17 protein-coding genes and 3 other annotated features are annotated in these 18,639 nt (G+C 35.1%); of the genes, 4 read left to right on the top strand and 13 right to left on the bottom strand.

Annotated features, from left to right (window positions below; genetic code table 11):
• Positions 1-17: 17 nt before the first annotated feature.
• Entirely contained in the window at positions 18-917 is a 900-nt protein-coding gene (gene ilvE, locus ACXVYO_RS25350) for a branched-chain-amino-acid transaminase (protein ID WP_458468891.1), read from the bottom strand.
• A gap of 152 nt (positions 918-1,069) precedes the next feature.
• Positions 1,070-1,309: a binding site (T-box leader), on the bottom strand.
• A 67-nt stretch (positions 1,310-1,376) separates the two neighbouring features.
• Positions 1,377-1,622: a binding site (T-box leader), on the bottom strand.
• 193 nt (positions 1,623-1,815) lie between these two features.
• On the opposite strand from ilvE, the gene msrA reads away from it, so the two are divergent.
• Entirely contained in the window at positions 1,816-2,352 is a 537-nt protein-coding gene (gene msrA, locus ACXVYO_RS25345) for a peptide-methionine (S)-S-oxide reductase MsrA (protein ID WP_458468889.1), read from the top strand.
• Positions 2,353-2,514: 162 nt separating this feature from the next.
• On the opposite strand, the gene ACXVYO_RS25340 is transcribed toward msrA, so the two are convergent.
• The 5 genes from ACXVYO_RS25340 to ACXVYO_RS25320 form a co-directional block, all read right to left on the bottom strand.
• Positions 2,515-2,715 carry a hypothetical protein gene (locus ACXVYO_RS25340; protein WP_458468887.1) on the bottom strand — a complete coding sequence of 67 codons (201 nt, stop codon included), beginning with the start codon at positions 2,713-2,715 and terminating at the stop codon, positions 2,515-2,517.
• Positions 2,716-2,900: 185 nt separating this feature from the next.
• The gene (locus ACXVYO_RS25335) at positions 2,901-3,797 is read right to left on the bottom strand and encodes an RCC1 domain-containing protein (RefSeq protein WP_458468885.1); all 897 of its coding nucleotides are present in this window, start codon (positions 3,795-3,797) and stop codon (positions 2,901-2,903) included.
• 164 nt (positions 3,798-3,961) lie between these two features.
• On the bottom strand, positions 3,962-4,603 hold the full coding sequence (locus ACXVYO_RS25330) for a FusB/FusC family EF-G-binding protein (protein WP_000387068.1): 642 nt from the start codon (positions 4,601-4,603) through the stop codon (positions 3,962-3,964).
• A gap of 110 nt (positions 4,604-4,713) precedes the next feature.
• Entirely contained in the window at positions 4,714-5,400 is a 687-nt protein-coding gene (locus tag ACXVYO_RS25325; protein WP_458468883.1) for a DUF421 domain-containing protein, read from the bottom strand.
• Between the two features lie 163 nt (positions 5,401-5,563).
• Positions 5,564-5,827, bottom strand: a complete 264-nt coding sequence (locus ACXVYO_RS25320) for a CD3324 family protein (RefSeq protein WP_458468882.1) — start codon at positions 5,825-5,827, stop codon at positions 5,564-5,566.
• A gap of 326 nt (positions 5,828-6,153) precedes the next feature.
• On the opposite strand from ACXVYO_RS25320, the gene ACXVYO_RS25315 reads away from it, so the two are divergent.
• The gene (locus ACXVYO_RS25315; RefSeq protein WP_458468880.1) at positions 6,154-6,858 is read left to right on the top strand and encodes a polysaccharide deacetylase family protein; all 705 of its coding nucleotides are present in this window, start codon (positions 6,154-6,156) and stop codon (positions 6,856-6,858) included.
• Between the two features lie 39 nt (positions 6,859-6,897).
• On the opposite strand, the gene ACXVYO_RS25310 is transcribed toward ACXVYO_RS25315, so the two are convergent.
• On the bottom strand, positions 6,898-8,235 hold the full coding sequence (locus ACXVYO_RS25310; RefSeq protein ID WP_087968130.1) for a sodium-dependent transporter: 1,338 nt from the start codon (positions 8,233-8,235) through the stop codon (positions 6,898-6,900).
• Between the two features lie 301 nt (positions 8,236-8,536).
• Positions 8,537-8,759: a binding site (T-box leader), on the bottom strand.
• A 220-nt stretch (positions 8,760-8,979) separates the two neighbouring features.
• On the opposite strand from ACXVYO_RS25310, the gene ACXVYO_RS25305 reads away from it, so the two are divergent.
• Positions 8,980-10,614, top strand: coding sequence for a putative polysaccharide biosynthesis protein (locus ACXVYO_RS25305; protein WP_458468878.1), 1,635 nt, complete (start codon positions 8,980-8,982; stop codon positions 10,612-10,614).
• Between the two features lie 38 nt (positions 10,615-10,652).
• Here ACXVYO_RS25305 and ACXVYO_RS25300 read toward each other — a convergent pair whose 3' ends face one another.
• The 4 genes from ACXVYO_RS25300 to ACXVYO_RS25285 form a co-directional block, all read right to left on the bottom strand.
• Entirely contained in the window at positions 10,653-11,477 is an 825-nt protein-coding gene (locus ACXVYO_RS25300; protein ID WP_458468877.1) for a DUF4037 domain-containing protein, read from the bottom strand.
• Between the two features lie 93 nt (positions 11,478-11,570).
• A complete protein-coding gene (locus ACXVYO_RS25295; RefSeq protein ID WP_458468875.1) occupies positions 11,571-12,083 on the bottom strand; it encodes a GNAT family N-acetyltransferase in 513 nt (170 codons plus the stop codon).
• A 77-nt stretch (positions 12,084-12,160) separates the two neighbouring features.
• Positions 12,161-13,078: a cysteine synthase A gene (gene cysK / locus ACXVYO_RS25290; protein ID WP_000762271.1), complete on the bottom strand. Its 918-nt coding sequence runs from the start codon at positions 13,076-13,078 to the stop codon at positions 12,161-12,163.
• 10 nt (positions 13,079-13,088) lie between these two features.
• Positions 13,089-14,300, bottom strand: a complete 1,212-nt coding sequence (locus ACXVYO_RS25285) for an MFS transporter (protein WP_061673186.1) — start codon at positions 14,298-14,300, stop codon at positions 13,089-13,091.
• Between the two features lie 244 nt (positions 14,301-14,544).
• Between ACXVYO_RS25285 and ACXVYO_RS25280 the strand changes: the two genes are divergently transcribed.
• A complete protein-coding gene (locus ACXVYO_RS25280) occupies positions 14,545-16,185 on the top strand; it encodes an ABC transporter substrate-binding protein (protein WP_458468873.1) in 1,641 nt (546 codons plus the stop codon).
• A gap of 41 nt (positions 16,186-16,226) precedes the next feature.
• Here the strand turns inward: ACXVYO_RS25280 and hflX are convergent, their stop codons facing one another.
• Both hflX and ACXVYO_RS25270 read right to left on the bottom strand, forming a co-directional pair.
• Positions 16,227-17,486 (bottom strand): GTPase HflX, encoded by a 1,260-nt coding sequence (gene hflX, locus ACXVYO_RS25275; protein WP_458468871.1) that lies wholly within the window; start codon positions 17,484-17,486, stop codon positions 16,227-16,229.
• A gap of 482 nt (positions 17,487-17,968) precedes the next feature.
• Entirely contained in the window at positions 17,969-18,523 is a 555-nt protein-coding gene (locus ACXVYO_RS25270; protein ID WP_061676631.1) for a hypothetical protein, read from the bottom strand.
• Positions 18,524-18,639 lie beyond the last annotated feature (116 nt).

The following is an 18,639-nucleotide window of genomic DNA, read 5'->3' as shown; positions in this document are numbered from 1 at the left end:
TTAACTCCTCTCCCTACCTACAGTAAGCTTTCCGCTAATCCTGGAACACGTACTCCTCTTTCTCTCGTTAACTTTTTAAATTCCTCTGTCAATTGTTTCGTTACACTTCCTGGTTTCCCATCTCCAATTTCTCTTGAATCAACTTTTACAACTGGAATTAATTCTGCTGCCGTTCCCGTTAAAAATACTTCATCTGCTACATATACGTCATGGCGAGTAAACGGTCTTTCCTCACACTGAATATTAAGTCGCTCACATAACTCAATCACACTATTTCTCGTAATACCTTCTAGCGCTCCTAAATAAGAAGGAGGTGTTAACACCTTTCCATCTTTCACAACGAAAACATTATCTCCAGATCCTTCACAAACATATCCTTGTTGATTTAACATAAGTGCTTCTAGCACTCCAGCTTGTGCCGCTTCAATTTTTACAAGTACGTTATTTAAGTAGTTCATTGACTTAATACGTGGGTCTAATGCATCTGGCGTATTACGTCTTGATGCAACAGATACAACGCTTAATCCATTATCGTAAAATTCCTGTGGGAATAACTTTAATTGTTCTGCAATGATAATAACGCTCGGTTTCACACAACTTCTCGGATCGAGCCCTAAGTCACCTTTTCCTCTTGAAACAATTAACCGAATGTAAGCATCAGCATACTCATTTTTTTGCAATGTTTGTAAAACTGCTTCTTCCATTTCTTCAACCGTCAGCGGGATTGTAAGTAAAATAGATTTTGCCGATTCATATAATCGTTTTACATGTTCTTTTAAACAAAATACATTTCCACCGTAACTACGAATCCCTTCAAATACACCGTCTCCATATAAAAAACCGTGATCATATACTGAAACAACTGCCTTTTCTTTTTCTACAAATTCCCCATTCATATAAATGTACTGGTTTCCCATCTCACATCGCTCCTCTTTTTTTCTCTCTATTTTTGCAACCTATTTTTATATCGATTGCTGAGATGAGCATTTTTAACAGAATATTCAGTATATAAACCTTAAAAATATACTCGTCTCAACAATCGATTACATACATACTTGTAGCAATCCATTGCTGAGACGAGGGAATCGTGGTACCACTCAGCTTCCTTACACTTCTCACGAAATATAAGCTCTGCAAGTCCAATTAGACTTTTGTTTTTCTATCGGAAACAACTCCGCTACTTTTTACTAGTTTTCAAAAGTAGTACTCCGAGGTGATTTTCAATGATGAAATTGTTACTACCCTCACAGCTTTTGGGCAGCTCTCTGAAACAATTTTTATCATTTACTCTCCTCTTCTACGCATTCTCTTATTCTATTTTTTAAAATAAAAACTCTCGCCTCAGCAATCAACTACTACAATTTAGTAGCTTTGATTGCTGAGGCGAGAGTTCCGCGGTACCACTCAGCTTCCTTATACTTCTCGCGAAATATAAGCTTTGTAGGTCCAATTAGACCCCCGTCTTTTTACCGGAGACGATGCCGTCGCCCTCTACTCAGTTTCCCTTTCGCAAGCGATGCTCTGAGGTGATCTTCAATGATTCGATTGTTACTACTCTCACAGCCTAGGAGCAGCTCTCTGAAACGATCATAACCATCTACTTTCCTCTTCTTTGCATATGTAACATATAAAGTTAGAAAATTCTTAATTAACTTTTATTTGTTAAACGTATTATAGGACGTTGTTCTTTTCATTGTCAATATATTTTCAGAAAATATTTTTAATAATACATATATTTTCGAATCTTTTTTATTGCGCAATAAAACTTTTTGTATAATACTATATAAAACATATATATTTAGGAGGATTACAGCAATGTCCGAAAAAACATACGAACTCGCAACCTTCGCAGGCGGTTGCTTTTGGTGCATGGTAAAACCATTTGATGAACTACCTGGTATTCATAAAGTACTTTCTGGCTATGCAGGTGGTCATGTAGAAAACCCAACATATGAACAAGTAAAAGCCGGTACATCTGGTCATTTAGAAGTTGTACAAATCACATTCGACCCTTCTATTTTTCCATATGCAAAATTACTAGATTTATATTGGCCACAAATCGATCCAACTGATGATGGCGGACAATTCTTTGACCGTGGTCCATCTTATCGCACTGCTATTTTTTATCATAATGAAACGCAAAAAGAGCTTGCTGAAAAATCAAAACAAGCTCTTGCAGAAAGCGGTATGTTTAAAGACCCAATCGTAACTGAAATTCGCCCGGCTGCGCCTTTTTATGAGGCTGAAGAATACCATCAACATTTCTATAAAAAGAACCCAGAGAAATATGCTACTGAGCAAAAGGAATCTGGGCGTGAAGACTTTATAAAAGAAAATTGGCAAAAAAAATAATAAAAACGCATCATACTTTTTAAGTATGATGCGTTTTTATCTTTGAAAAAAGTACCATGCAATGATAAGAACAACCGCTGTTAATGTCCAAAGTATGATTTCATTTTTCACTCTATTCTTTTTCTTACTCATTTCTTCTCCTCCTCATAGCTATCAATATGTTCAAGGTTTCCTCTGTTTAATTGTCCACCTTATATACGTGAATACATCCTTACAAATTTTTATAACAAGACCACCAATGATTCCGATTGCAATTGAAATTACTAACGTCTGTCCAAAACTAAAAGTTTTTGTATATGTTATGTAGAAAACAATACACACAAGTAAAATATCTGGTAAAGAAAATAGAAGCTTTTTAAACAATTCTTCACCTCTCCTATGTTTTTTTATAAATTATATCGTCTACTGTAGATTTATAAAATTCCATTTAGACACTCATTTTACGAAAAAATAAGAACCTCTTTTTAAAAGGGATTCTTATCTACATATCCTATTCCATAATTACTCCTAAAATATAATAATATTACTAGTGATTTATTGTAAATTAACTATTTGCCAGGCAATCGGATATTACGCCAGCTACTTACGTCGCATTGACCGTATGTATTATCACCTACTGCTACCACCGTGCCGTCTGATTTTAGGCCGACTGTATGTGCACACCCCGCCGCTATCGCTACAATATCGTTCCAATCGCTTACATTACATTGATCATACTCATTCCACCCTACAGCCGCTACAGTACCATCTGATTTAAGAGCAATGGTATGCTTACTCCCTGCCGCTATTGCCACAATATCTTTCCAGCTGCTTACATCACATTGACCATGTTTATTATTACCCACTGCCATCACTTTGCCATCCGATTTCAAACCAACAGTATGAAGATAACCGGCCGCCAACGCCACAATACCACTCCATTCGCTTACATTGCATTGGCCATATCGATTATTCCCCACTGCCGTCACCGTTCCATCCAATTTAAGACCAACTGTATGCCAGTCACCCAGCGCAGCCGCCACAATATCTCTCCAGCTGCTTATATTACATTCTCCTTCTTTATTTCGCCCCACCGCTATTACCATGCCATCCGGTTTAAGACCAATAGTACGACGCCACCCTGCCGCAACCGATACAATATTATTCCAGTCTTTCACATTACACTGATCATGCTTATTCCATCCCACTGCTTCCACAGTATGATCACATTTCAGAGCAACTGTATGAGCATTACCGGTGTTCGTCGCCATATGAACATTGCCCGCTGCAACAGCTTCTATGTCATACCAGCCACTTACATTGCATTCTCCTTCTTTATTTCGTCCTACTGCTACTACCGTGCCATCTAATTTCAGAGCAACTGTATGACCACGCCCCGCTGCTATCGTATCTTTAGGCCACCGTTTCGCTTTTAACATCTCTTCTTTCGGTGAAATGTAATTCATGTTTTACCTCCTTGCATATGAGTAACTGTATCCAATTAGATATTTTTATCTAATTTCATTATAAATGACCCGACTTTTTTTATAAATTTACAGCTACAAAAGAAGCCTATTATTAATTCTTTCAAAAATAAAAACCTCCAGTTTAAATACTAGAGGTTCCTTCTTTATTTCTTCAATCGTTCAATAAAATCGTTCAATTTATCAAGTGATTTCATATTCTGATTACAAGCTACACCATCTTTGCAAATATAGTTTCCCTTTTTAACGAAAGTTCCTTGTACATCACCTTTAATTTCAACTAAAAACATTCCTACTTCTTCATGCCCATGACATAATGAACAAATGCTTTTTTTATTTAAACTTTGGAACGTACCTTGCAGACCAACAAACTTATTTTTATCATTTTTCGCTATAATAAATTTCCTGCTTGACCCTTTATCAATCCAGCTTAAATAAGATAATTCTTTCATATCCAGTTCTTCCATATCAGGCAGCTTTAACTTTTTCGCTTTAGGAAATAATTTTTTTAATGTTTGCGCTGTAACTTCCTGAAACGGAATGACATACGGATTTATTTTCATTAAAAACGATTCTGCATCTTCTCTATTTTGAACTGTTAATACCGTATCAATTAACTCTTTCTGTTCATCCGTTAAATTCTCAAATACATGTATTATCTTTTCAATCGCAAGTGATTTTAACGCTTGAATGACACCTCTATCATTTGCCGTTGCATGCCCATTTGCTAAAATATAAGCTTGTGATTTTATAAAATTGTATTGATCACTTCTAATAAAAGCTTCCATCTTTATCACTCCATACAAATTGTTAATCTAGTCTTATTGTATACAATGATTCAGCTTTTTGATATGTAAAAGATAACTTAGAAACGAATATTACATACATCGATTATGTTCTATCGCTTCATTTCCTGACAAAAGAAGCCATCGTCTGTTTTCCATTCAGCATATAATACATCCTCAAATTTAGTAATCCCTCTTTGCTTTATTTGCTTATACAGCCATCCTTCATCAAAACCAGCCTCCCTCAAATTATCTTTCACTACTTTTCCATCACTAATTAATGAAATTGGTAAGTATACAGGCTTATGTTTTAAACTTAAATCATTTATAGTAGGAGATTCATATTTGCTCTTTTTCAGTACACTTATGTTTCCGTTAGGTTCCAATATCATATATTCAACTTCTCGAATTGAAAAAATATCTTTTTGTTGCCTAAGCATTTGTTGTAATTGATTAATATCCAAATGATTTGAACTTAATTGTTCTCGGTCAATCTTTCCATTACGAATAATAATTGAAGGATATCCTTCAAAAAACCTTCTTGTTCCTCTTATTTTTTGTGTTATCACTTCTATTGAATAAATTAAAATTACCCAAACAAATACTGAATATAAAATAGACCACACTTTAATTTTAGGATCATATATTGAATTTCCAACGAGCTCACCAAGGACGATAGCAGAAATAAAATCAAAGGGGGTTAGCTGAGATATTTGTGTTTTTCCTAGTATTTTTGTAGCAATTAATAGAACAAAAAAGCCAACTAAAAGCTCTATCGTTATTTGTCCAATATGATTCATATATGTTCACCTTTCTGCTTTTCACTCAAATGTTCTATATTCTATTTAGTAAAAAAACGGCATATTTTTCTATTATCTTTCCCACTCATACGCAATATATCCAATAAATACAAAGCAAAAAGAGTCTAGTTCAAAATAATATTTGAACTAGACTCTTTTATCTTCATTTAGAATACACTATCTTTTTAATCGTTTCTCCGGATAGAAAATACTCCTCTGCAAGTTGATGAACGGAAATCCCACTTTTAAACGCGTCTTTAATCGCTTTATTTCGTTCATCTAGTTGTTTTCTTCCTCCAGATCGTGTACCCCATTTATAATGTTTCGTTTCTTGTTTTGGAATATAAATTGTTTCACCTTGTATATACTTTTGAATTTCAACAATTAAACTTTCTGGTAAAACTGTCGCAGCTTTAACGTATTTCATTTCTGCTCGCCCCTTATTTTTTATGATTCATTTCAATAAGGTGCAAAGCCAAATATAAAAAATGATACGAGCTCATTTAGGCGATTGTATATTACTTGTCTACCTCACGCAAAGTATCGCCATTTCCATACTTGGCTTTGCATGAGACGCTGCAGTGTCTGGCAATTGAATTATAATCGCCATATAAACACCTCCTAATATACCTTTTGCATTTTATTATATGATAAATTCCTTCCCCTTGCATCCACATCCTTTTTAAAGCATGAAATTACTTAATTTGATATAATACTTTTTAGTCCAATCCAAAAGTATAGTGAGGTTGCTTTATGAAAAAGAAAATAATCATTACAATCGTTACATTATTCATTATTACCGTAGCATTATTTGGAACATACAAATTAATGAACGCAAGAAGTTTTCAATTATTTGGAGATTTAACAAACCGAGTAGAAACAAATGAAAAAGTGATTGCTTTAACTTTTGATGATGGCCCTACGAACAATGTAAAACAAATATTACCGCTACTAGAGACATACAATGCAAAAGCTACTTTCTTTTTAATCGGAAATGAATTAGAAAAAAACCTATCGTTAGGAGAAGCTATCGTACAATCTGGACACCAAGTTGGAAACCATACATATTCTCATAACAGAATGGTTTTTAAAACACCTTCTTTTATTAAAGAAGAAATAGAAAAAACGAATTCATTAATCCGCCAAACAGGATTTACAGGCGCAATCGATTTTAGACCACCTAACGGAAAAAAGCTAATTGGGCTGCCCTATTATTTAAATAAAAACAATATCGAAACAATCACATGGGACCTTGAACCTGATACCTTTTATAAGTCTGCCGCTGATAAAATTGAATATGTTAATAAAAATGTAAAACCAGGTTCTATCATTTTACTGCACTCTATGTATGATGAATCTAATGAAAATTTACAAACCATTGAAGGTATTTTAGACTCTTTATCTAAGAAGGGCTATCAGTTCGTAACAGTAAACGCACTGCAAAAAAGAGCAAAATAAAAAGGTAGCGTATCATACAATGATACGCTACCTTTCTTTTTAAATAATGCCAAGTACATTTAAGAATACGATAATAATCGCAATTGGTGCGATAAAGCGAAGTAAGAATAACCATAATACGAATAATTTATAGCCTTTATTTTTACTTACACCAAGCTCTTTCATTAATACATCTTTCTTCATTTTTAAAGGAACGAAGATAGAAACTAATAAAACACCAAGTGGCATTAGTACGTTACTAACTGCATAATCCGCTAAATCAAAGACTGTCTTTCCAAAAATCTTCAGATCACTTAATATACCAAATGATAATGCTGATGGTACTCCAACAACGAAGATTAGTAACCCTACGATTAAAGCCATTTTTTCACGTTTCCCTTTACCTTTTGCAGTTAAAGATGCAACGCTAATTTCTAACATCGAAATTGCTGATGTAATAGTAGCAAAGAAGAATAGTAATAAGAAAACGATGAAGAATAATTTTCCGAATGCCATTTTACTAAAAATAGCTGGCAGTACGATAAATAAGAGCCCCGGTCCTTGAGATGGTTCCATTCCAAATGCGAACACTACTGGGAAAATTGCAAGCCCTGCAAGTAATGTAATCACAAGCGTTAAAGCTACGATAGAAAATGCTGAACGTGGTAAGCTTTCTTCTTTCGGTAAGTAAGAGCTATACGTTACCATAACGGCTACCCCGACAGATAACGAGAAGAACGATTGTCCCATTGCATATAATATGATTTCTGATGTTACATGTGAGAAATCAGGTTGTAAGAAGAAACGAACTCCTTCTCCAGCGCCATCTAACGTAAGTGCACGAACGATTAAAACAAAGAATAAAACGAATAATGCTGGCATGAAATATTTATTTACTTTTTCAACACCATTTTGTACACCTTTACTTACGATGAAAATAGTAATAAGGATGAATAATAGCTGTGATCCAACTGCTAGATACGGATTGGAAATGATTTCACCAAACGTAGCTTCGTATGCCCCATTTCCTTCCCATAGTCTACCTGTAATTGCATTCCATAAATATAATAAAATCCAGCCCCCTACAACACTGTAGAAAGAAAGTAATATGAAACATGTTACAATCCCTAATTTCCCTAACCATGGCCATAATGTTTTTGGTGCGATTTCTCTATATGCATCAACGGCCTCTTTTTGTGTACTTCTTCCGATAACGAATTCAGCTAATAATAGCGGTAAACCAATTAATAATGTGAAACCGATGAAAATAAGGAAGAACGCGCCGCCCCCTCCAATTCCGGCCATGTATGGGAACTTCCAAATCGCTCCAAGACCAATTGCTGAACCTGCTGCAGCTAATACGAAACCTAATTTCGATGTCCATTGCTGTGAATTCATTTGTTAATCTCCTCTCTATCTCTTTTTCTTTGTTACAATTCGGTATTTATATTGTTCTATCCACACTCTTTTCTAATACGTTCACTTCCTCCCTACTAATAAAAAAACGCCCCTACGTAAATACGTAGGGACGACAAAAATATCGCGGTACCACCCTAGTTATGAAGATACAACAAAGTTAGGACCTAAATAAAAAACGCCCCTACGCAAATACGTAGGGACGATAAATTATCGCGGTACCACCCTAGTTATGAAGCCACAACAAAGTAAGACCTAAATAAAAAACGTCCCTACGTAAATACGTAGGGACGATAAATATCGCGGTACCACCCTAGTTGTGAAACAATCTTCACCACTTTATTTGATAACGGTATAAACTACCGTCTTTCATTTCCTCATAATGTGAGATTTATGAAAGATGCTCCAGGACGAACTTCATGAATAATCTATATACTGATTCACACCAACCATCAGCTCTCTGAAATAGGGAGATATTCACTACTATACCCTTTCATTGCCCAAATATTATTTTCCGAATTGATTACTATCATTTTTATCATACATTAAAAATAGTGTCAACTTATATTTTGAATTTTTATGTATTACATTCTATTTAAAAATGTAAAATATGACTTTTAAATAAATAATATTAGAATATTTATGTTCCATACTATATTAACTACTCTAACAGGTTTATAGTAGTATACGATGAATGCAAGACAGCACGAGTAGGAGGAAAGAATTTTGTCTACTTCAAAAGTTTTAAAAGGTACCGCTTTATTAAGTGGTGCAACAATGATATCACGTATATTAGGTTTTATATACTTCTTCCCTTTTCAATTATTAGTCGGAACACAAGGGGTCGCTTTATATGGATATGCATACTCTTGGTACGGTATTTTATTAAGCTTCTCAACAGCTGGTATTCCTATTGCCGTTTCTAAATTTGTTGCAAAACATAATGCGCTCGGTGATTATAGTACAAGCAAAAAATTATACAACTCAAGCGTAAAATTAATGCTGTTTATGGGCTTTTTAGGGTTTTTAACTTTATTTATTGGAGCACCGTACATATCACAATTTATTATTCGCTCAAAAACGCCAGATCCACAATTTATCGCTGACGTAACACTTACGATGCGAGCATTAAGTTTCGCACTTATTATCGTACCAGCTATGAGTGTTACACGTGGTTATTTCCAAGGTTTTCAACATATGAAACCAAGTGCTGTTTCTCAAGTCGTAGAACAAATTGCGCGAGTTGTTTTCATTTTAGTTGGTAGTTTTATCGTCTCAAAACTATTAGGAGGTTCAATCGCCTCTTCTGTTGCAGTTGCTACGTTTGGCGCTGTTATCGGGGCACTTGCCAGCGTTTCGATTTTAATGCTGTACTGGAAAAAATATAATAGATTAAAGCCTCCCGAAGGAGAACTAAAATCAAGAGCATCGAATATACCATTAAAAAATATTTATATGGAATTACTACGATATGCAATCCCAATTGTATTTGTCGGCATTGCAATTCCGCTCTATACGTTAGTAGATCAATATACTGTAGCTGATGTCCTTAGAGCGATGGGAGAGCCGTTAGAAACAGCGAATGCAGTGTTCGCTTATATAACGAACTATGCCCAAAAGTTAATTATGATTCCAGCTTCACTTGCAACCGGATTCTCATTAACGATCATTCCGGCTATAACGAAATCTTATACAAGCGGGAAACTAGAAGAATTACAGGAACAAATTGCAAAGATATTTCAAGTCTTATTATTCTTCACTATCCCAGCTGCATTCGGTCTTGCTAGTATCGCTTACGATGCATTCCGTATGGTTTATGTAAATCCTGAAATTGCACTTGGTGGATCGCAATATTTAATTTCATTTGCACCTTCTGCTATATTAAGTGCGATTTTCACAGTTTCAGCAGCTATTTTACAAGGAATCGATTATCAAAGAAAAACGATGATTGCTTTCTCAGTCGGTATTCTCGTTAAAGTTTTAGTAAATACACCGCTCTTACATTTATTTGGCGGACACGGTGCTGTAATTGGAACCATTCTTGGATACCTCGTTTCCAATCTTATTATGTTGTATTGCATCATTAAGTTTGCGAAATTTAAAATTGATGAAACAGCAAAAACAGTACTTCTTATTACAATTTACTCCGCAGCGATGTCTGCTGTTGTAATTGCATTAAAAGCTATTTTAAAATGGTTAATTCCTGGACAATCTTATATGGAATCACTTCTCATTGTTGTTATATGCGGCGCTGCAGGAGGAATTGTTTACCTTTTATTCGTCCTAACGAGCGGACTTGCTTCACATATTCTCGGTGATAAGATTCAACGATTACCCGTACTAGGTAAATTAATTAAATAAAAAGAAGGGGTGTAACGCATTGTTACATCCCTTCTTTTTTACTTCGCATATTGAATATGTTTTTGTTGTTCAGCAATATGTAATTCTGGAGTATGTTGTTCTACTAAATGTAATAATTCTTCGATTAACACCTCTAACTCCTGTACACTATACTCCGGTTTCCCTATTAACGTATTCGCCATACGCTCATATAAGTTTTCAGGCTTAATACTCATTCGTTCCACATTATTCGGCATCCATTTAAACGCCGGGTGATGCACATACATTCGGTTTAAACCAAATAAGACCCCAAATATATTTCTTTGTACTTCACAAATAACATCATATAACATAAGCCAGTCTTTTCGTTTTAAAAGCGCCTCTCGATTATGCCAGCGATTGCTTAGCCAAAGATTTTCTGAAATCATCTGTTTCGCAAGGTCTTCTGGATATGGTACCACTCTATCTTTTAATTCATTCACTTTCTCGTCTCCATACAAACTAGCACCGTCATGAACGGATGACACGATACATTGTTTTTCATAACTTATATCATATTGATCCACCACATCCGAAATAACTTTCTCTACTGTTTCTGTTAAAAAGTTACTAATTTCTAATTTAATCCCCTCTTTTGTCAAATATGTTTCCGACCATTCTTCTTCCTCGTAAGGATGATATGACAAAATTGTTCCACCAATATGATTAATAGGCCCTTTACGATCCTTATCCTCTGGTGGTGTTGACCACAATATATGTAATTCTATATCTGAATGTTCATCTTCTAACTTTCTAGCTACTGAACCTGCTAAAATAACAGCCTCCACTTTCGGATTCTTCCTATAAATCTCCGACATTTCTACTGCTTTCTCTTTTAATCCCACTTTATTTCCCCCTAAAATTGCAGTACACCCTTACTTTTTCATTTATCTATTTCGATATTGCGCATTGTATTCCCTTTTCAAAGTTCCACTAAATCATATTTCTACCCAATAACGCTGAACAATTTCACCAGTATGAGAAGAAACTACTTCATTTTCTATCACACCACCAACCTTTTGAATCGTTTTAGCCGAAGCAATATTAGCTTTATCACAAGTTATTAACACTTTCTGCAATCCTAATTTTTGTGCTTCATCTAATGCAAGTTCCAATTGTTTTGTCGCGTAACCTTGGCGACGTTTATTCGGATGAACACTATATCCAATATGACCACTTTCCCGCAATAATTCTTCGTTTAATCGATGTCTAATATTCACAAAACCTATAAGTTCCCCTTTTTCAAAGCTTAAAAATTGGCTAGATGGTACTCGATTACCTTGTAAGTTTTCTCCCACTTCTTGTATACTCACTTTTTCAAACCATTCATCGAGAGAATCAAAATTTTGTAAAGAACTACTGCCATGTGGTTGTTCATCCACATGTGAAAATGCCTCTCGATACTCCATAATTAGTTCGCTATATTCATTTGTCGGTTTTAATAGTTTCATTGTGTTTCTCCTCTCTTAATAACCTATAACAAACCCCTTAATAGCGCTATTTCACCATTAAGGGGTTTCTATCATTTTCATTCAAATAATCCCATACTCAAATAACGCTCACCTGTATCAGGTGCAATACATAAAACTTTTTTACCAGCGCCTAATCGTTTTGCTATCATAATCGCTGCGTAAACAGAAGCTCCTGAAGATGGCCCAACTAATAACCCCTCTTGTCTTGCTAAGTTTCTCATTGTCGTTAAAGCCTCTTCGTCTGCAATTTGAATAATTTCGTTATACACTTCTGTATTTAAGTTTTTCGGGATAAATCCTGGACTTGTTCCTACTAATTTATGAGGACCTGGAACACCGCCTGATAAAACGGGAGATCCTTTCGGTTCTACTACTGCAATATATAAGTTTGGTAGTTTTTCTTTTAACGTTTCTCCAGTCCCTGTAATCGTCCCACCAGTTCCAGCTGTTGCTACAAATGCATCAAGCTCCCCATCCATTTGTTCATAAATTTCAAGTGCAGTCGTATAACGATGAATATTCGGGTTCGCTGGATTTTCAAATTGTTGCGGAATAAAACTATTTGGTATTTGCTTTTGTAGTTCTAACGCCTTCGCAATTGCTCCTGGCATTCTTTGTTCTGCTGGTGTTAAAACTACTTCTGCGCCGTATGCTTTCAATAAATTTATACGCTCTTTTGACATATTGTCTGGCATAATTAAAATCGCTTTATATCCTTTCGCAGCTGCATTCATTGCTAAGCCTATTCCTGTATTTCCACTTGTCGGTTCAATAATTGTATCTCCTGGTTTGATAAGACCATTCTCTTCTGCAACGTGCAGTAAATTATAGGCAGCACGGTCTTTCACACTGCGTGACGGATTAAACATTTCTAGTTTTACATACACATCTGCTGCGTCTTCTGGAATAAATTTAGATAATCGGACGACAGGTGTATCTCCTATTAATTCTGTAACATTTTCACATAATTTCATAGTGCATCTCCTATTCTATCGTTTTCTTATCACTTGGTAATAACCAAGAAGTAAGTCCAATTAATGGTAGACAACTACATAGTAACATAATAAATTGTAGACTATATATGTCAGCCAATTTCCCAAGAACTACAGAACCTAAAGCGCCGAGTCCAAACGCAAGCCCTACAATTAATCCAGATACCATCCCTACTTTTCCAGGAACAAGCTCTTGCGCATAAACAACAATTACACTAAAACTACTTGAACTAATAAAACCGATACATAAAAATAGCGGTACGACCCACACGAGCGAAACGTGAGGTAATAAAAGGGCAAGTGGCGCCGAACCTAACATTGAAAATACAATAATTGTTTTCTTTCCAAATCGATCCGCTAACGGTCCACCAAAAAAAGTTCCTAATACACCGGCAATCATAAATGCGAATACGAAATACTGGGCATTTTTTATAGATAAACCGTAATGCTCAATTAAGTAAAATTGATAAAAATTCCCGATACCAGCACCGTACCAAGAACGTACAAAAGTAAGAAAAACAAGAAGTATAATAACAAATTTAATATGTGTACTTACTATCGCATTTTCAGCCTCAAGCGCAGCCCTCTTCTTTCTTCTTACAGCACCAGTAGCTAATTCATTCCTATACCAATTTGATACGAAAATTAATAATACAATTCCTACCGCTGCAAATGCGGTAAAACCTAAAGAGCCAATTTGGCCAAGCGGAACGAAAATTAAAGCTGTAAAAATAGGTGCTAGGGAATTCCCTGTATTTCCTCCTACTTGATAAATCGCTTGCGCTAAACCTCGTTTTGCACCGGCTGCCATATAAGCAACTCGAGCCCCTTCTGGATGAAAGACTGCGGAACCTAATCCGATAAATAAAACAGAAATAATAACAATAATAAAGTTCGGTGCAAATGCAAGTCCAATCATCCCAAGCATACTCGAAAACATACCGAGCGGTAATAAAAATGGTGAAGGCTTCTTATCAGAATACATACCAAAAACTGGCTGCATAATCGATGACGTCATATTTAACGCAAACGCAATCCACCCTACTTGCATATAGGATAAATTCATCGTTTTTTCCAAAATAGGAAACAGTGCCGGCACAACTGCTTGCATCGAATCATTTAAAAAGTGACCGAAACTAATCGCAAATAGTATTCGATATATAGTCGGTGTTTCTATCGTATTTTTTTTCGAAACTGCCTGCATATATGAATCTCTCCTTCCTGTACAAAATATATATTTATTACAGCAAGTGTAATAAAGTAAAACTTTAACCTCGGTAAATTCTGACTTTTGAAACATTTCTATTCTATACTGGTTTCATTTCTTTTTCCAGAAATATCACTTCTTACATAATATATTTTTTCTATACGTTTTATCGGATTTATTTATAGAAATTTTCTATATTTTCTTTTATACTAAGGCAGAGATGAAGGGAAGGTTGACAAATATGAAGAAAAAAACAAAAGGGATCGTTGCACTCTCAATCACATTATCTATGTTTTTAACAGCATGTGGTCAAAAACAAGAGGCAACAACTACCGGGGAAAAGAAAAAAGAATCTTCAAAACAAGTATTAAATATTGTAGAAGCTGGGGAAATTTCTACACTTGATTCGTCTATCGCAACCGATGGGTTTTCTTACGCTGCTTTAAACAACGTAATGGAAGGATTATATATGCCTGGTCCTGACAATAAACCTGTTCCTGCGGCAGCTGAATCATACAAACTGAGCGAAGACGGAAAAACATATACATTTACATTACACGATTCAAAATGGTCAAATGGTGATCCAGTAACTGCTCATGATTTTGAATATGCATGGAAGCGTGCCGTAAATCCAGAAACTGCTTCTGAATACGCACATATTATGTTCGATATTAAAAACGCAGAAAAAATAAATAAAAAAGAATTGCCAATTGACTCATTTGGTGTAAAAGCAATTGACGATAAAACACTTGAAGTACAGTTAGAACACCCTGTTCCATACTTTTTAGGATTAATGGGATTTGCAACCTTTTATCCTCAAAACAAAAAGGTTGTAGAAGTACAAGGGAAAAATTACGGACTTGAAGCTGCAAATGTAGTGTATAACGGGCCGTTCCAATTAAGTGAATGGAAACATGATACAAGTTACAAAATGACAAAAAACCCGAACTACTGGGATAATAAAAATGTGAAATTAAATGAAATTAATGTAAATATCGTAAAAGATACTTCAACAGCTGTTAATTTATTTGAAAGTAAACAAGTAGACCGAATTACGATTAATTCAGAGTTTGTTGATAAATATCAAAAAGATCCGAGCTTAAAGAAGATGGAACGTCCTTCTATGACGTTTTTCCGATTTAGCCAAAAAAATTCTTTATTAGCAAACAAAAACGCTCGAAAAGCTATTTCGCTTGCTTTTGATAAACAAGGAATCGCAACAACAATTTTAAATAATGGTTCTATACCTGCGAATGCATTCGTTCCGAAAGGATTTGTAAAAGGACCTGATAATAAAGATTTTCGTAGTACAAGTCATGTCAAAGTAGAAACAAATGTGAAAGAAGCTAAAACACTATGGGAAACTGCGAAAAAAGAAACAAATTTACAAAACGCTTCTCTTTCCATCATAACAACTGATGAATCTAACGATAAAAAAATTAGCGAGTTTTTAAAAGGTGAACTAGAGAAAAACTTACCTGGCTTAAAAATCACATTACAGCCTCTTCCAGTAAAAGCATTTTTAGATCGTGAAGGAAATGGTGACTATGACATTTCACTTTCTACATGGGGACCAGATTATCCTGATCCTACAACATTTTTAAATATGTTTGTCACTGACGGACCGTTTAATAAAATGAGTTATTCAAACAAACAATACGATGAATTAATTGAGAAAACGAGCTCTACTTTAGTAACTGACTTACCGGCACGTTGGAAAGCGTTCCAAGATGCTGAGAAAATCTTACTTGAAGATGATGCGGCTATCGCTCCAATCTTCCAATCAGGACTTGTATATTTAGAACGTCCAACAGTAAAAGGTGTTGTTGTTCGTCCATTTGCAGGAATTTATTCTTATAAGTGGGCCTCTATTACAGAATAAGAAAAAGGCGATCCTAAAACATATTAGGATCGCCTTTTTTATTAAATTGCAAAACGCTTATACTTTTCGTAATCGCTCGTCTTACATTCTACTTCTAGTTTCGTACCTTCGTTTTCATAACTCGTAGATAGAACGTGCGCATGATTATTGAAATAAGAAACTACCTGTCCTTGATCATACGGAATTAACATTTCACACTTCGTATACTCTTTATAGATGTGTGAGCGAATCATTTTTACAAGTTCTTCAATTCCAACGTGTTTCTTCGCTGATAAATAAACACGGTCTTCTTGTACTTTCGGAATTTCAACGTCTGCCATATCTGATTTGTTATAAGCATAAATGGTTGGAATATTTTCTACTCCAATTTTCTTTAACGTTTCATTTGTAATATCAATTAACTGTTCGTAATTTGGATTTGCGTAATCTACAACGTGAATAAGTAAGTCCGCTTCCGCTACCTCTTCTAATGTTGAACGGAACGCCTTCACAAGATGATGCGGTAATTTGCTTACAAATCCAACTGTATCCGTTAATAAAAATGATTTGTTATCTGGCAAATCAATATTTCGTACCGATGTTTCTAACGTCGCGAATAACATATCTTTTTCAAATACTTGCTTCTCTTCTGTACCATTATAAATCTCAAGCATCGTATTCATCGTCGTTGACTTTCCTGCGTTCGTATATCCTACTAATGCTACAACTGGTACTTCATTTTTCTTACGCTGCTTTCGCTGCGTTTGACGCTGGGCAACAAGTGCTTCTAGATCTTTATTTAAAACTGAAATTTGTTCTTCAATTTTACGACGATCTAACTCTAATTTCTTCTCACCGACACCTTTATTTTTCGTACCAACTCCGCCGCTCTGTCTTCCTAACGATTCACGAAGACCGATTAAACGAGGCATCATATACTGAAGATGCGCTACCTCAACTTGCAACTGCGCTTCTTTCGTTTTCGCACGTTGTGCAAAAATATCTAAAATTAATATGGTACGGTCAATTACTTTACAATCTAAATCCGCTTCTAAATTTCGAATTTGTGAAGGAGACAATTCGTCATTAAAGATTACCATATTCGCATCTACTTCATTTACGTAGGCTGCTACTTCTTCAATCTTTCCTTTTCCAATATAATGTGATGGATTTACTCGTTGTAAATTTTGCGTCACTTGCCCAATTACTTCTACATCACAAGCTTCTGCAAGATTTGTTAACTCTTCCATCGAATATGCAAAATCATCTTCATTACCTAAATTTACTCCAACTAAAACTGCTCTTTGTAATAATTCTTCCATATATTTATTCCTCCATTTCGATTACGTAAAATAAAAAACACAGGTTACTGCCTGTGTTTTCGTAAACGGATAAGGGTTCACCAAAGAAATAGAAGAAAGTTATACTTTCATCCTATCTCATAGTCAAAAAGTCCCAAGATCATATAGGCATCCACAATAAGTGTTCACCTATGCGATCCCATTCTATTTATAAAGGCAAAACAAAAAGAGGGCGTATTCGTCCCTCCCTCTTTTTCACATATAAGCTTAATAAAGGGTTCCTTTAAAATAGGCAGACCAATCCCGTTCACTCTGTACACAGACAGAGCCTTTGAGCGCTATTCAATTATTGGCACAAAGTATTGAGACGTAATCTGATTAAGATCAAAGGAAGCCCCTCCGTTCATTTAAGTTACATAAAGTGTAGCATAAGTAATTCGCTTTCACAAGATTAAACCACCTATAGAAACCGAAAGAAAATCTTTATATATTTACTTTAATCGTCATTTTTTGCGCGTTTTTCTTACAATAAAAATCACAAGAACTACTATCAGTAACAGACCTATAGAAAGAGTAACAACTTGCCACCAACTTAAACCTTTCAACATGTCATCTTTTAAATCGACTTTCTTCGTCGGAACAGATTCTTTTGCAATTTGACTTAAAGCCACTTTGTCCGCTCCTGCCTCATCTAATCTCTTCGTTCCACTACAACTATGTGTGTGTAATTGTTTTTCAGATCCTCTTTGAGAAGAATATACTAAGTACTCTCCTCCCTCTAAAAAGTGATACACACAATCCCCACCATTTGTATACACAATAATTTGCGAAGACGTTGTCCCTTTCCAAATTCCCTTCACTTCAAATAATACTTCAATCCCAATCCCTTCTTTCCTTCCAACCTCAATTACCTTCCCCTCAAATACTACATCGTTTTTTTGAAATGCATCTTCTGCTGATACGTTAATACAATCACAAGCATAAGATTTCCCTGGAAAAATAATAAGAATAACGCTACAAATAATGACAACAGGCAATATATACAAAATTCTTTTCAAAGAGCCCAACTCTCTTCATAATCAATTTTAAAAACTTATCGTATATTATTTTTACACCACTCGCCAAATTCCTTCATAGTAAGTTAAGGAGTATCACTTCAATACAATAAAAATCT

Source organism: Bacillus sp. BC08, assembly GCF_054326875.1.
The sequence above is the reverse complement of the archived record's forward strand: the minus strand, read 5'-3'. Positions and strand labels throughout refer to the sequence as shown.

Excerpts from the sequence above, each read along its gene's own strand:
- ilvE (WP_458468891.1), bottom strand. The coding sequence starts at position 917 with ATGGGAAACCAGTACATTTATATGAATGGGGAATTTGTAGAAAAAGAA.
- msrA (WP_458468889.1), top strand. The coding sequence starts at position 1,816 with ATGTCCGAAAAAACATACGAACTCGCAACCTTCGCAGGCGGTTGCTTT.
- ACXVYO_RS25335 (WP_458468885.1), bottom strand. The coding sequence starts at position 3,797 with ATGAATTACATTTCACCGAAAGAAGAGATGTTAAAAGCGAAACGGTGG.
- ACXVYO_RS25330 (WP_000387068.1), bottom strand. The coding sequence starts at position 4,603 with ATGGAAGCTTTTATTAGAAGTGATCAATACAATTTTATAAAATCACAA.
- ACXVYO_RS25325 (WP_458468883.1), bottom strand. The coding sequence starts at position 5,400 with ATGAATCATATTGGACAAATAACGATAGAGCTTTTAGTTGGCTTTTTT.
- ACXVYO_RS25320 (WP_458468882.1), bottom strand. The coding sequence starts at position 5,827 with ATGAAATACGTTAAAGCTGCGACAGTTTTACCAGAAAGTTTAATTGTT.
- ACXVYO_RS25315 (WP_458468880.1), top strand. The coding sequence starts at position 6,154 with ATGAAAAAGAAAATAATCATTACAATCGTTACATTATTCATTATTACC.
- ACXVYO_RS25310 (WP_087968130.1), bottom strand. The coding sequence starts at position 8,235 with ATGAATTCACAGCAATGGACATCGAAATTAGGTTTCGTATTAGCTGCA.
- ACXVYO_RS25295 (WP_458468875.1), bottom strand. The coding sequence starts at position 12,083 with ATGAAACTATTAAAACCGACAAATGAATATAGCGAACTAATTATGGAG.
- cysK (WP_000762271.1), bottom strand. The coding sequence starts at position 13,078 with ATGAAATTATGTGAAAATGTTACAGAATTAATAGGAGATACACCTGTC.
- ACXVYO_RS25285 (WP_061673186.1), bottom strand. The coding sequence starts at position 14,300 with ATGCAGGCAGTTTCGAAAAAAAATACGATAGAAACACCGACTATATAT.
- ACXVYO_RS25280 (WP_458468873.1), top strand. The coding sequence starts at position 14,545 with ATGAAGAAAAAAACAAAAGGGATCGTTGCACTCTCAATCACATTATCT.
- hflX (WP_458468871.1), bottom strand. The coding sequence starts at position 17,486 with ATGGAAGAATTATTACAAAGAGCAGTTTTAGTTGGAGTAAATTTAGGT.